The sequence below is a fragment of the Paludibaculum fermentans genome, assembly GCF_015277775.1.
Classification (GTDB): Bacteria; Acidobacteriota; Terriglobia; order Bryobacterales; family Bryobacteraceae; genus Paludibaculum; species Paludibaculum fermentans.
Window position 1 is genome coordinate 860,530 of sequence record NZ_CP063849.1, and the last position, 13,469, is coordinate 873,998.

11 protein-coding genes are annotated in these 13,469 nt (G+C 64.1%); 8 read left to right on the forward strand and 3 right to left on the reverse strand.

The genetic code is table 11. The annotated features are described in order from the left end of the window. The first annotated feature begins 141 nt into the window (after window positions 1-141). From IRI77_RS03420 to IRI77_RS03455, 8 genes are all read left to right on the forward strand, one after another. Entirely contained in the window at window positions 142-2,676 is a 2,535-nt protein-coding gene (locus tag IRI77_RS03420) for a phosphocholine-specific phospholipase C (RefSeq protein ID WP_194450683.1), read from the forward strand. Window positions 2,677-2,928: 252 nt separating this feature from the next. Beyond that, window positions 2,929-3,606, forward strand: coding sequence for a hydrolase (locus IRI77_RS03425; RefSeq protein WP_407674102.1), 678 nt, complete (start codon window positions 2,929-2,931; stop codon window positions 3,604-3,606). A 24-nt stretch (window positions 3,607-3,630) separates the two neighbouring features. Beyond that, window positions 3,631-5,439, forward strand: a complete 1,809-nt coding sequence (locus IRI77_RS03430; protein WP_194450685.1) for an amidohydrolase — start codon at window positions 3,631-3,633, stop codon at window positions 5,437-5,439. Window positions 5,440-5,465: 26 nt separating this feature from the next. Beyond that, window positions 5,466-6,863, forward strand: coding sequence for an alginate export family protein (locus IRI77_RS03435; protein ID WP_194450686.1), 1,398 nt, complete (start codon window positions 5,466-5,468; stop codon window positions 6,861-6,863). Between the two features lie 28 nt (window positions 6,864-6,891). After that, window positions 6,892-7,164 carry a DUF1427 family protein gene (locus IRI77_RS03440; protein ID WP_194450687.1) on the forward strand — a complete coding sequence of 91 codons (273 nt, stop codon included), beginning with the start codon at window positions 6,892-6,894 and terminating at the stop codon, window positions 7,162-7,164. Next, window positions 7,161-7,619, forward strand: a complete 459-nt coding sequence (locus tag IRI77_RS03445; RefSeq protein ID WP_194450688.1) for a DoxX family membrane protein — start codon at window positions 7,161-7,163, stop codon at window positions 7,617-7,619. The genes IRI77_RS03440 and IRI77_RS03445 overlap by 4 nt, the downstream gene beginning before the upstream one ends. An 11-nt stretch (window positions 7,620-7,630) precedes the next feature. Continuing rightward, window positions 7,631-8,587 (forward strand): ring-cleaving dioxygenase, encoded by a 957-nt coding sequence (locus IRI77_RS03450; protein WP_194450689.1) that lies wholly within the window; start codon window positions 7,631-7,633, stop codon window positions 8,585-8,587. Beyond that, window positions 8,584-9,237, forward strand: coding sequence for an alpha/beta hydrolase (locus IRI77_RS03455; protein ID WP_194450690.1), 654 nt, complete (start codon window positions 8,584-8,586; stop codon window positions 9,235-9,237). The genes IRI77_RS03450 and IRI77_RS03455 overlap by 4 nt, the downstream gene beginning before the upstream one ends. Here IRI77_RS03455 and IRI77_RS03460 read toward each other — a convergent pair. From IRI77_RS03460 to fliM, 3 genes are all read right to left on the reverse strand, one after another. Then, a complete protein-coding gene (locus IRI77_RS03460) occupies window positions 9,234-10,094 on the reverse strand; it encodes an alpha/beta fold hydrolase (protein WP_194450691.1) in 861 nt (286 codons plus the stop codon). The genes IRI77_RS03455 and IRI77_RS03460 overlap by 4 nt on opposite strands. A gap of 81 nt (window positions 10,095-10,175) precedes the next feature. Next, window positions 10,176-12,050 carry a tetratricopeptide repeat protein gene (locus tag IRI77_RS03465; RefSeq protein ID WP_194450692.1) on the reverse strand — a complete coding sequence of 625 codons (1,875 nt, stop codon included), beginning with the start codon at window positions 12,048-12,050 and terminating at the stop codon, window positions 10,176-10,178. A gap of 406 nt (window positions 12,051-12,456) precedes the next feature. Continuing rightward, the gene (gene fliM / locus IRI77_RS03470; RefSeq protein WP_194450693.1) at window positions 12,457-13,422 is read right to left on the reverse strand and encodes a flagellar motor switch protein FliM; all 966 of its coding nucleotides are present in this window, start codon (window positions 13,420-13,422) and stop codon (window positions 12,457-12,459) included. Window positions 13,423-13,469 lie beyond the last annotated feature (47 nt).

Here is a 13,469-nt window from a genome sequence, read left to right on the forward strand (position 1 = left end):
TCCGGCGATTTCACGTTTCTCTCACGAGTCTGCAATCACCTTTCAGGCACAATGGAGAGACATCCGGCGGCGACCCGGTTCGGGCCGCTGTCCTCGAATCGTCCGCACACCAATCTGGAGCTTCATCCGCCCGCACGCCCTATGTCTACGCGCAGAGACTTCTTCAAACGCGCCGCCGCCCTCTCCGGTTCGGCCAGCCTGACCCGCTCGCTGCTTGCGTCCGTCCAACGGGCGTCGGCGATCGAGCCCACTCCCGGCAGTTCCTACCTGGACGCCGAGCACATCGTCGTCCTGATGCAGGAGAACCGCTCCTTCGACCACTGCTACGGGCGCCTGCGCGGAGTGCGCGGCTTCAACGACCCGCGCGCGGTGGAGCTGCCGGATCGCAAGCCGGTCTGGCTGCAGACGAACGACAAGGGGGAAACCTATGCCCCGTTTCGGCTGAACATCAAGGACACGAAGGCGACGTGGCTGGGCTCGCTGCCGCATTCGTGGCGTGACCAAACCGATGCCCGCAACCTCGGCAATCACGACAAGTGGCTGCAGTCGAAGGAATCAGGCCGGAAAGAGTGCGTGGGGATGCCGCTCACGCTGGGCTACTACGATCGGGACGACGTCCCGTTCTACTACGCGATCGCCGACGCCTTCACAGTGTGCGATCAGCACTTCTGCTCGTCGCTGACCGGGACGACCCCCAACCGGCTCTATCTGTGGACCGGCACGGTGCGTGAGAAACCGGAGCTGCAGTCGGTGCCCAATGTGAGGAATTCCGAGGTCGACTATGGCGTGCCGGGCCGCTGGACCACGTTCCCCGAACGGTTGGAAGATGCCGGCATCTCGTGGAAAATCTATCAGAACGAACTCAGCGTCCCCACCGGCTTCAGCGATGAGGAGGAAGCCTGGCTGGCGAACTTCACCGACAACCCAATCGAGTTCTTCGAACAGTTCAATGTCGGAGCCTCGGCCAACTACCGCAAGGAGTTGGAGCGGCTCTCGAAGGTGCTGCCTGGAGAGGTGGAGGCGCTGAAGAAGCAGGTGGATGCGCGCACCGACCAGTCCACCGAAACCCGCAAGCTGAGGAAGCAGCTTGCCGACCAGGAACGCCTGCTTGCTTTCGTGAAAGTGGAGCAGCCGAAGTGGACGGACGAGGCTGTCGCGAAACTCACCCCGCGCCAGCGTTCGCTGCACGACAAGGCCTTCGCGACAAATACCGGTGATCCCGACTACCGCAGCCTGGAATATGTCGAATACCAGGACGGCGCGGAGAGCCGCAGGATGCCGATGCCCAAGGGCGATGTGCTGCACCAGTTCCGCAAGGACGTGGAGGGGGGCTCCCTGCCGGCCGTATCGTGGCTGGTGGCGCCGGAGAACTTCTCTGATCATCCCGGCGCACCCTGGTATGGGGCCTGGTACGTCGCGGAGGCTTTGAACATCCTGACCCGCAATCCCGAGGTTTGGAAGAAGACGATCTTCGTCCTCACCTACGACGAGAACGATGGTTACTTCGACCACGTGCCTCCGTTTGTGGCCCCGGATCCGGGCAATCCGGAATCCGGCAAGACCTCTCCGGGCCTGCAAGCGGAGCTCGAGTACCTGCCGTTGGAGCAGGACCTGAAGCGCCGGCCGCGGAGCGAGGCGCGCGGCGGATCCATCGGCCTGGGCTATCGTGTTCCGCTGGTCGTCGCCTCCCCCTGGAGCCGAGGCGGCTATGTCTGCTCGCAGGTGTTCGATCACACCTCTGTCCTTCAACTGATGGAGAACGTGCTGAGCCGGCGGCTGGGGAAGCCGATCCGCGAGACGAACATCACGAACTGGCGGCGCGCCGTGTGCGGCGACCTGTCCTCAGTCTTCCACCAGGCGCCGGAGGATTCGTCGCGGCCGCTGCCGTTCCCGGCCCGCAAGCAGTTTCTCGAAGGCATCCACAAGGCTCAGTTCAAACCCATGCCGGCCGGTTACCGGCTGCTGACGGACGCCGATATCGAGAAGGGCCGGACGAGGCTGGCTGAAGCGGATTGGATGCCGCACCAGGAGCCGGGTACGCGGCCTTCCGCGGCCCTGCCATACCAGTTGTACGCAGAAGCTTCGCTCAGCCAGGACCGGAAGAGTGTGGAGATCTCGCTCCGCGCGGCGAACGAGTTTTTCGGAGCTCGCTCGGCCGGGTCGCCCTTCCACGTATACACGCCGGGTTCGTTCCGCGGCGGGACGGCTCTGAGAACCCGCGCCTATGCCGTCACCGCAGGCGAAAGCCTTTCCGACCTGTGGGCGCTCGAGGGTTTCGAACGGGGCTTGTATCACCTGCGGATCTGCGGCCCCAACGGCTTCTATCGTGAGGTGGCCGGCGCCGCCGGTGATCCCGAACTCGCCCTCCACTGCGAGTATCAGCGCGATTCCGAAGCGGGCGGCACGCCCACCGGCAACGTAGTTTTGGAACTGAGCAACCGGTCATCCGGCCAGGCATTGCATTTGCAGGTGCGCGACAACGCCTATGGCGGCGCTGCTCGCGCAGTGGAGCTACGGCCCGGAGGGACGGAACTCGTGGTGCTGAACCTGGAACGCAGCCAGCGCTGGTACGACTTTAGTGTGACGGTGGACGGCGCCGCCGGATATTTGCGGCGCTATGCCGGCCATGTGGAGACCGGCCGGGCGGGCTTCAGCGATCCGGCCATGGGCCGGTAAAGCACCTGATTCAGCCCTACTGGAAATAGTCCCGGAACCATCCCCCTATTGGGGTAGAAGCGTCCTGTGAGCGCTTGGGGTGTCGGCCCAGGCGTCAGGAGCCTTACTCTGCAAAGGAACGGTGGCGGACGCGCAGATGCACATGCGCTCCGCCTCCCGCGCAGTCATCCGCGTTGGACTGCGATCCCTGCACGCAAGGAGACCTCCTGAATGAACAAATCCACGGCCAATGGCAATGGCGCTCGCAAGAGCCTGAGTGAGAAGGGGCTGCTGACCCCGGACAATTGCGTTTTCGCCCTCATCGACCACCAGGGGCAGATGATTTTCGGCGTGTCGAACATCGACAGGCAACTGCTGATCAACAACACGGTCGGCCTGGCGAAGAGCGCTCGGGTCTTCAATGTGCCCATGGTCTTGTCCACCGTGGAAACCAAATCATTCAGCGGGCCGCTCTGGCCGCAACTGCGTGCGGTCTATCCCAACGTCGAACCCATCGAGCGCACCTCCATGAACGCCTGGGACGATGAGAACTTTGTCGAAGCCATCCGCCAGACGGGCCGGAAGAAGATCGTCCTGGCCGGGCTCTGGACCGAGGCCTGTGTCACTTACCCGGCCGTGCAGGCCATCCACGACGGCTACGAAGTATACGTGGTTGTTGATGCGTGCGGCGACGTTTCCCAGGTGGCGCACGAAGCGGCCATGCAGCGCGTCATTCAGGCCGGCGCCAAGCCCGTGACCTGGCTCCAGGTGCTGCTGGAACTCCAGCGCGACTGGGCGCTACGCGGAACCTACGATGCCGTGATGGACATCGTGAAGACCCATTGCGGAGCCTATGGCGCCGGGGTCGAATACGCCTACACCATGGTGCACCACGCGCCCGAAACGAAGTTCCCCGAGTACGAGCCTGTCTTCAGCACAGCCGGTCACTAAGCGCGCAGGGAGCGGAGCCGCACCATGATCGCAGATACCATCATTCGCAATGCCCGGGTGGCCACTTTGGGAGCGGGCAACCAGCCCGCTTCCGCCGTGGCGATCGCCGACGGGCGCTTTGTGGCCGTAGGTTCCGACCGTGACGTGGAGCCCTACCGGGCGCCCTTGACGCAGGTGATCGACGCCGGCGGACGCACACTCATCCCCGGGCTGAACGATTCGCACCTGCATCTCATCCGAGGCGGACTCAACTACAATATGGAGCTGCGTTGGGACGGCGTGCCCTCGCTGGCCGACGCCCTGCGGATGCTGAAGATGCAGGCCCAGCGGACGCCGGCTCCCCAGTGGGTGCGCGTCGTCGGCGGCTGGAACGAGTTCCAGTTTGCCGAGCGGCGTTTGCCCACCTTGGATGAAATCAACGAGGCAGCTCCGGACACTCCGGTCTTCGTTCTCCATCTCTACGACAGGGCGCTGCTGAATGCGGCCGCGCTGCGGGCTGTCGGCTACACGAAGGACACACCGTCGCTGCCCGGCACCGAGATTCAGCACGACCATCGGGGCAACCCGACCGGCCTGCTGATCGCGCGTCCGAATGCGTCGATCCTCTATGCGACCCTTGCCAAGGGTCCCAAATTGCCCTATGAGGATCAGGTGAACTCCACCCGGCAGTTCATGCGCGAGCTCAACCGGCTCGGCCTGACCAGCGCCATTGATGCAGGCGGCGGCTTCCAGAACTACCCGGACGATTACGCCGTGATCGAGGATCTGCGGCGCCAGGGCCAACTCACCATCCGCATTGCGTACAACCTGTTCACGCAGAAGCCGAAGCAGGAGCTGGAGGATTTCGCGCGCTGGACCGGCATGACTAAGCCCGGCGAGGGTGACAACTACTACCGCATGAATGGAGCCGGCGAGATGCTGGTCTTCTCGGCCGCCGACTTCGAGGATTTCCTTGAGCCCCGGCCCGACCTGGCCGCCGGCATGGAGACGGAGCTCGAAGGCGTGGTCAGGTTGCTGGCCGAGCATCGCTGGCCCTTCCGCCTGCATGCCACCTACGACGAGTCGATCTCGCGCTTTCTGAACGTCTTCGAGAAAGTGAACCGCGACATCCCTTTCAACGGGCTGCACTGGTTCTTCGATCACGCCGAGACGATCACAGACCGGAACATTGAACGTGTCCGTGCCCTGGGCGGCGGCATCGCCATCCAGCACCGCATGGCATTTCAGGGAGAGTACTTCTCGGCTCGCTACGGCAGCCGGGCCGCGGAACGGACGCCGCCCATCAAGCGGATGCTGGAGATGGGCCTGCCGGTCGGCGCGGGGACCGATGCGACGCGCGTCGCCAGTTACAACCCGTTCGTCTCTCTCTACTGGATGGTGACCGGCAAGACCGTCGGCGGGCTGGCGATCTACCCCGAGGCGAACCGTCTGGACCGCACCACGGCTTTGCGCCTCTACACGGAGGGCAGCAGCTGGTTCTCTAATGAGCAGGGCGAGAAGGGCTCCATCGAGCCCGGCAAGCTGGCCGATGTGGCCCTGCTAACCGCCGATTACTTCTCGATCCCCGAGGAAGAGATCCGTGGACTCGAATCCGTCCTGACAATGGTGGGCGGCAAAGTGGTGTATGCGGCGGGCGACTTCCGCCACCTGGACGCACCATCGCTGCCGGTCAGTCCGGACTGGTCGCCAGTGAAGGTGTACGGCGGTTACCAGTCGCGGCTGGCGGCTGCCGCGCAGTCAACCACTGTACGCCAGCAGTGTGCCCACGCGGGGCATAGTCACGGCTGGTCAGCCTGGCCGGATGGGCTCTTCTGCAACTGCTGGGCGTTTTGATGCGGAATCGAGGTGGTCGGGTGACCATGCTTTGCTACGCGCGGTTCATCCTGGTGTTACCCCTGCTGGGCGCGGGGCTGGGTGCGCAGGCAACAGCGCAGCCGGCCCCGCCGTTCAAAGCACAGCGGTCCGACGAGGACTACAGCTACCTGAAAGACCCCAGCCGGCGGCAGGATGATCTGGATCTGCTGAAGTACATTCCACTCTCGGCGGACGGCGACAGCTATGTTTCGCTGGGCGGCGAGGTGAGGGAGCGTTTTGAGTTCTTCAACAATGGCGGCTGGGGCCGTGAGCCGAAGGACACCAACGGCTACTTGCTGCAGCGCTACATGTTCCACGCCGACTTCCACCTGGGCAGCCGGATCCGTTTCTTTGGCCAGTTCAAAAGCGGACTGGAGAATGGCCGCAACGGTGGCCCGCGTCCGCCCGACGCCGACAAAGCCGATGTGCAGCAGGCCTTCCTGGAGGCGCAACTGACAGGGTCCCCCAAGGAAGGCGTGGCGCTGCGCGTGGGCCGTCAGGAGATTTCCTTCGGCACTTCGCGGCTGGTATCGTTCCGGGAAGGGCCGAACGTGCGCCAGACCTTTGATGGCGCGCGCCTCACGGTTCTGCAGGCCGGGTGGCGCCTCGATCTCTTCGCGACCAAGCCCGTGGAGACCAACCGCGGCGCCTTCGACGATTCGCCGGATCATGCTCGCTCCTTCTGGGGCACGTATGCCGTTCACAAGCTGCCCGTGTTGCCGAAGGGCAACATCGACCTCTACTATTTCGGGATCGACCGCCGGTTGGCGCGCTTCGATGCCGGCGCGGGCCGCGAGCAGCGCCATTCCGCGGGCGCCCGCATCTGGGGCAGCACCGAAGCCTGGGACTACAACATAGAGCCGGTGTTCCAGTGGGGCCGGTTCGGCGCCGGCGACATCCGCGCCTGGACCGTTGCCTCCGATACCGGCTACCACCTGAGCAGCGTCCGGTTTCACCCGCGCATCGGCCTGAAAGCGGATGCCGCCAGCGGCGACCACCACCCCGGCGACGGCAGGCTTGGCACCTTCAACGCCATGTTCCCCAAGGGCGCCTACTTCAGCGAGGCCGACCTGCTGGGTCCTTACAACGTGATGGATCTGCACCCGTCGATGGAACTGCACCTGTTGAAGAACCTTTCACTCACCATGGATGGCGATTTCTTCTGGAGACAGAGCACGCGGGATGGGGTCTACGGCATCGCCGCGAACCTGCTGCAGACGGGAAGGACGGCGACAGCCCGGTTTATCGGCTCGCACACCAGCGCCCAGGCGGAATGGCGGCTCGACCGCCACTGGAGTGTCACCGGCATGTACCTGCATTTCTTCCCGGGCGAGTTTCTGAGGCAGGCTCCGCCTGCGCGCAATGTGAACTTCGTGGCGGTTTGGACCACCTACAAGTTTTGATCTCTGTTCGGTCCTGGAGAGACTCTTTATGAAAATCGCGATTGGACTGCTTGTTTCCTTTCTGGTTGGGGTTGGATGCCGCTTCTTCGACATCCCTGTGCCCAGCCCGCCGGTGCTGCCCGGAGCTCTGCTGGTGGTAGCCATGACGCTGGGCTACACCGCCACCGATCGACTGCTGAAGGACAAGGCGCCGGAAGCCACTACGCGCGCCCTTTGCGGCGGTCCCACCGGTGAGGCTGCCTCCGAGAACCTGAGCAGTCTGGCCGCCGGCAATGCACTCGCCACCGGAGACCGGTCATGATCCAGCGTCTCATCTACCCACCCTTCCTGGCCGGACGCGCGGGCCTGGCGTTGCTTCTTCTGCGTCTGTTCGTGGGAGCGGCCTTCCTCTTCCACGGCGGCGGTAAAGCCTCCGACGTCTCGGCCTTTGCGGCGGAGTTCCAAATTCCCGTAGCGCTGGCGGCGCTGGCTGCCTACACCCAACTGGCTGGTGCGGTGCTGCTGATTCTCGGCCTGGCGGCGCCGGCCGGCGCGGCAGCCATCGCCGGGACAATGGCCGTGGCGACCATGAAGCTGATGGCGCGCGGCGAAGTCTTCGTCAGCCCCCATGGCCACAGCTACGAAGCTTCGTTCTTCTATTTCACGACTGCCTGCGCGCTGCTGCTGCTTGGGCCCGGCGCCTATTCCATAGACGGACTGTTCCTGCCGCGTTTCGGCTTCGTCACCGGCCGTTCGGCGCATCCTCAAAACACTTAGGAGAGATTTGCATGGCTCCCTCCATCCTCGGCATCCACCACATCACCGCGATTGCCGGTGATCCCCAAAAGAACATCGACTTCTACACCGGGCTCCTGGGGTTGCGGCTGGTCAAAACCACAGTCAATTTTGACGATCCCGGCTCGTACCACTTCTATTACGGAGACGGCGTCGGCTCGCCCGGCACCATCCTGACCTTCTTCACCTGGCCGGGTGCTCGCCGTGGGCGCCACGGCACCGGACAGGTGACCAGCACCGCCTTCGCCGTGCCCTTGGGTGCGCTGACTTACTGGGAGGATCGGCTGCGGTCCGCCAACGTCGAGATCCAGGCACGATCCGGGCGGCTGGGCCGGCCGGTCCTGTCGTTCCTTGACGGCGACGGACTGAGCATCGAGTTGATCGAAGCTGAGAATCCGGATCCTGGCCGGGTATGGGCCGGGTCCTCCGTGCCCTCGGAAACGGCAATCCACGGATTTCATAGCGCCACCATCTCCGCCGCTGACGCGCAGCCGACCATCGCGCTGCTGAAGGAGACAATGGGCTTCCGCACCACGGGCGAGGAAGGGAATCGGACAAGGCTGGAGGTCGCGGCCGGCGGCCCCGGCCAGAGCATTGACATCCTCTCCCTGCCTGCCGGTGATCCGGGACGAGTGGCCGTTGGAACCGTACACCACATCGCCTGGCGAGCGCCCGATCCCGCGCAGCAGTTGGATTGGCTGCAGCTTCTCGACCGCGAAGGCTACAGCGTTTCGCCCGTCATGGACAGGACCTATTTCCAATCGATCTACTACCGGGAGCACGGCGGCGTGCTGTTCGAAATCGCCACCGACCAACCTGGGTTTTCCGTTGATGAGGCGGTGGAGTCCCTGGGCTCCGAACTCAGGCTGCCGCCCTGGATGGAGCCTCAGCGGAGCATGATTGAACAGGTTCTGCCACCCATCGCTCGCCATCAGGGAGTGGTTGCATGACGGCCCAGGAGTTAGGTTTCCGCCATCGCTTTGTACCCGGCGTAAAGGGCGGCCCCCCGGTGACGCTGGTGCTGCTGCATGGCACGGGGGGGACCGAAGACGACCTCATCAGCCTCGGCCGGGAGCTCCTGCCGGGGGCCGCCCTGCTGAGCCCGCGCGGCAAGGTACTGGAGAACGGGATGCCCCGCTTCTTCCGCCGCCTGGCGGAGGGCGTTTTCGATCAGAAGGATCTGGCGCTTCGCACCACCGAGCTCAGCCGGTTTGTCGAGGCCGCGAAGGAATCCTACGGCCTCCAGGACAACACCACGATTGCCGTCGGCTATTCCAACGGCGCCAATATCGCGGCCAGTGTGCTGCTGACGGTGCCTGGAGTGTTCCAGGGCGCCGTCCTGTTGCGGGCCATGGTGCCGTTCGTCCCTTCGGCCCCGCCTGACCTTCAGGGCGCTGCGGTTCTCCTGGCGGCCGGCGAGCGTGACCCAATCGTCGAAACAGGGAATACGGATCTGCTGCAGTCCATCCTGGATTCCGCCGGCGCGCAGGTGACTTTGTACCGGCATCCCGGCGGACACGAACTCGGGCACGACGACCTGCTTGCCGCCCGGCGCTGGCTGGCCGGCTGGCTTGGGTCCCACGCGCAGGCAGCCGGTTAGTTCAGGGTTGCCAGGAATTCCTTCAATGTGGCCAGGGCCATTGGTTTGTTCTCCCGCCGGACGTTGTGGCCCGCGCCGTCGATGTGAACAATTCTCCCCTTGGGGAGCAACGCGGCGGCTTCCTCATTCTGCTTGCGGAGGTCGCCCTGTGCATCGGCCTTCAGGATCAGAGTGGGCGCGGTAATCTTCGGCAGGATCTCGCTCATCGGCGGACGTCCTGCCGTGGCAACCAGCGTCGTGGCTGGATGGTGCCTCCGCTTGGAGGGCGCCCACAACCGGCATTCCTCCTCGCCCCACTTGGGCGAGTTCTTCGTGCAGTCGGCCGTCAGCTCTTCCAGCGACATGTTGTTGCGCTGGATCATCTTCTGAATCCGTTCTTCGGGGGTGCCTTGAGCCGAGCCAGGCGGCGGCGTCCCCGGCCTGCGCGGCAGCAGCCCCGGATCCTCCAGGATCACCGCCTTCGGGACATCAGGGTACCTCGAAGAAAACCACGCCACGGAACTGCTGCCCATGGAGTGGCCCATCAGAATCGGCTTCACCAGCTTCAGTTCCCGAATGAAGGCAGCCAGGTCTTCCACCTGGGCGTCGGCGCCGTCGCCCACCTTGGGCGGGTCGGTCAGACCGTGCCCGCGCGCATCCACCAGGTAAATGTCGTAACCGGCCGTGAGTTCCTTCGCGAGACCAGTCCAGCAAAGGCCGTCATCAGACGATCCATGAGCGAAAATCATTGCCGGCTTGCCCGGATTGGCGGCATGCCAGTAGTGGATACGGATCCCATTGCCGTACACATACGAATCCGTCCAACCTGCCACCGGAGCAGCCTGAAGCATCAGGGCAAGCGCAAAGGCAGAGAACATCGGAGTCTCCTTTTCCGGCCATCATAATATCGGAGTTCCGGTGCCAGGATGACCTCGCCAGCCGCCACCGCTCGCACGCTGTTAAGGTGCCAGGCGCACGCTGCGCCTCACCTGCTGGTAGGCTGCGAGCGGCCGAAGCCTGTCGAAGGCCGGTTCGGCATCCAGGAAGAGCATGTCGGACTCGTGCGCGTCGACGCCCTGCTTCAACTCCGCAATGGCCTGTTCGGGCTCGTTCAGCGCGGTGAGCAGCAGCGCGCGGTGAACGTGCACAACGGGCTGCCTGGCGAGCTCGTTGAGGGTCGTCCGCGCCCGCGCGGGTTGCCCCGCACGGGCGAGCGCGGCTCCATAGCGCGCCAGGATTTCCGAAGATCGCGCCTGCGTTCGAAGCGCGGTTTCCAGCTCGGCCAGCGCCTCGCGGTGGCGGCCCAGCGCGGACAGCACCGTCCCGCGCAGGAAGTGAGCGCTGCCGGACCGCGGCGTCACCGCCAGCAACTGGCTGGTCTCCTGCAATGCCTCTTCATACCGGCGGGCGGCGTACAGGATGACGCCGTAGTCGTTGGTCGCACTCATGGTAACCGGGTCCAACTCGCGGGCGAGAGAGATCTGGTCGATCGCCTCGGCATGCCGGGCGCGGCTCATCAGAAAGATCGCGTACGACTGGTGGGTCCGTGCAATCCCCGGAGCCGACTGCAGCCCCTTGCGCAGGTAGGTCTCCGCTGCCTCAGGATTCCAGTCGATGATCATGGCGATGCGGCCCCGCAAGGACGCCGCCTCCGGCAGTCCTGGATCCAACTCGAGGGCGATATCCGCTTCGCGGCGCGCCGCGTCAAAATAGCCTTGGGCACTGGCTTCCGCGTGGAATCCCTGGGAGAGGTAGGCGTCGCCCAGGGCTGCGTGGGCGCGCGCGTGGTGAGGGTCCAGCTGGACTGTCTGCTCGAAGAGTTGCCTGGCTTTCGGGACACCGCCTTCTGCCGTCCTCGACCGGAAGTACAGGCCGCGCAGGTACAGTTCGTGCGCATCGGTCAGCTTCTTCGATCGCTCTTTTCCTGGTGTTTGCCCGCGTAAGGACTCTGTCAGCGGCAATGAGAGTGCCTGCAGAATGGCGACGGCAAAGGACTCCGGCACGGCCTCGAGGTCGGCGACGGTCACGCTGAGGTGCTCTGACCAGATGTAGAAACCCTTCTTTGCATCCAGCAGCCGCGCGGTGACCGACCAGGCGTCCTTCTGTTGGGGGCCGGCGTGGCGCAACGAACCGACGACAATGTATCCGGCATGCGCCGCCTGGGCGCGCTTCTGCAGTTCCACCGTCGATTCGGGATCACGGCCGGCAAATGCAGGCAGCGACACCACGCGCAGCGACTGCGACCGGGCCAGCAGAGCCGTCAGCTCCTCGGTCAATCCGAGAGCGACATACTCGTTCCCGGCATCTCCGCTCAGATTCAGGAAGGGCAGCACACCCACAGTGAGCGGCGAGCCGAAGGGGCGCCAGGAGAGAGCCAGCCATCCGGCGCAGCAGGCCAGGCCCAGGGAGGCGGCCGCCACGATGAGCCAAGTCCTCACCCGGGAGCGGGCAGGAACCGGGACGGCCTGCTCCTCCACCCGGAAATCGAAGTTCGGGACATACTGCCCCCGGGGGATGGTGATCAACAGTTCATCCGCCTGGCCTTCGGCCTCGTAGTAGTGCGCCATCCGGATGCGCAGGTTTCGCATCTGGACCCGCACCAAAGCGTCGGACTGCGGATCCCAGGTCGCCTCGCGGTGGAAAACGCCCACGCCGATCAATGATTCCTTGAGATGGCCGCCGTGGCCCGCCAACGTTTCCTCAATCAGCCACGAGAGCAAGGTGCGCAGCCGTTCCGTATCGGCAAAGGCCGCCGAGTTCAGGATCCGGTGGACCTGGCTCCGCACTTGGGCGGATGTGGGCGGAGTGCTCCGGGATGGCTGTTCGGCAAGCATGGCGGCTGCCTCCTGACGTCGCCTCAGGGCGGCCCGAATGTTAAATGCACGCGAGCACGTGACGGCAAATAGCTGAGCCAGTGTGCCTTATGGCAATTTACCGTTAATCGGATCCAAAACACTAGTAATCTTGCTACGCGAGCAGTAGTATACACCACGTGCAGTAACACACGTGACCCCGGGTCGTGCTGCTGGCATGAACGTGAAGGAGCCGGTCAAGGCCGGCCGGAGGAACACGCTGGCGGACATAGCGCATGGGCGCATACGGGGTGCCGCGAGGGACTTGGCGGCGCCCGGCTAGAGGACCGGAGGGTGCGACAATCCGCACTGTGGGGAGATCAATTCCTGGTGCGAGAAGTCCAGGAGGGGACTCTCCGGTCCCGAATGTTCCTGAGCCGCAAGAGTGTCATTCCTCAGATTGGTCCGCCATGATGTGAAAAGCCCGCTTTCTGCCTGTGTTCACGATGCGTCCATTGAACTTGAGCGCCCCGTTGACCAGCAGATTCACCGGCCGGTTCACCGGGAAGTCAAACTCCACGACATCGTCTGGTTGGAGCCCCAGCATCTGTTCCACGGTCAGGGACGGCCCCTGGAGCCTCGCATCGAACTTCAGTTGGGCCGGCTTGATCAGCCGCAGGATGCGCGCCTGCTCCTCCTCGGTCGACTCCGACTTTCGCACCGACCACTGCTGGTCGAACTTCTGCCGCAGCATCTTAATGATGATGGAAGGGATCCCAAGGTTCATCATCCCTGCCACTTCGCCGATGCGGATCTCCATGCCGACGGTGACCACCGCCTCGTTGGGCGCTAAGATCTGCAGCAGTTGCGGCTCTGTCTCATGCGCTTCGATGGCGAAGTTGATCTGTGAGATCGGCGACCAGGCTTCGCGCAGGTCGTGCAGGATAATCCTGAACAGCCCGTCCAGGATCGACTGTTCGATCTCCGTGATCTCGCGTGTGACCTTGTAGGGCGTCTTGCCGCTGCCGCCCAGCAGCATTTCCAGGATGGGAAAGACCATCGTGGGGTTCAGTTCCAACACGGCATTGCCGTCGAACGGGCGCATGCTGAGGCTGACGATACAGGTTGGCGCCGGCAGGCACTGCGAGAACTCGAGGAACGACAACTGCTCCACCGAGATCAGGTTGACCATGACGTACGCCCGCAGATAGGCGGATAGGCTCGAGGCCAGAGACCGCGCGAAGTTGTCGTGCAACAGGTGGATGGCACGCAACTGGTCTTTGGCGATACGGTCCGGCCTGCGGAAGTCGTAAGGCTGCGCCTTCCGTGCCGGATCCTCCTCATTCGTGGTCCCTTGCAGGTTCCGAAATACACTATCGATTTCGTCCTGGCTCAACAGGCGGTCCGAGGCCATACCCTTTCACTATCGGCCTCGACTCCGTCCACAAACATGAAGGATCT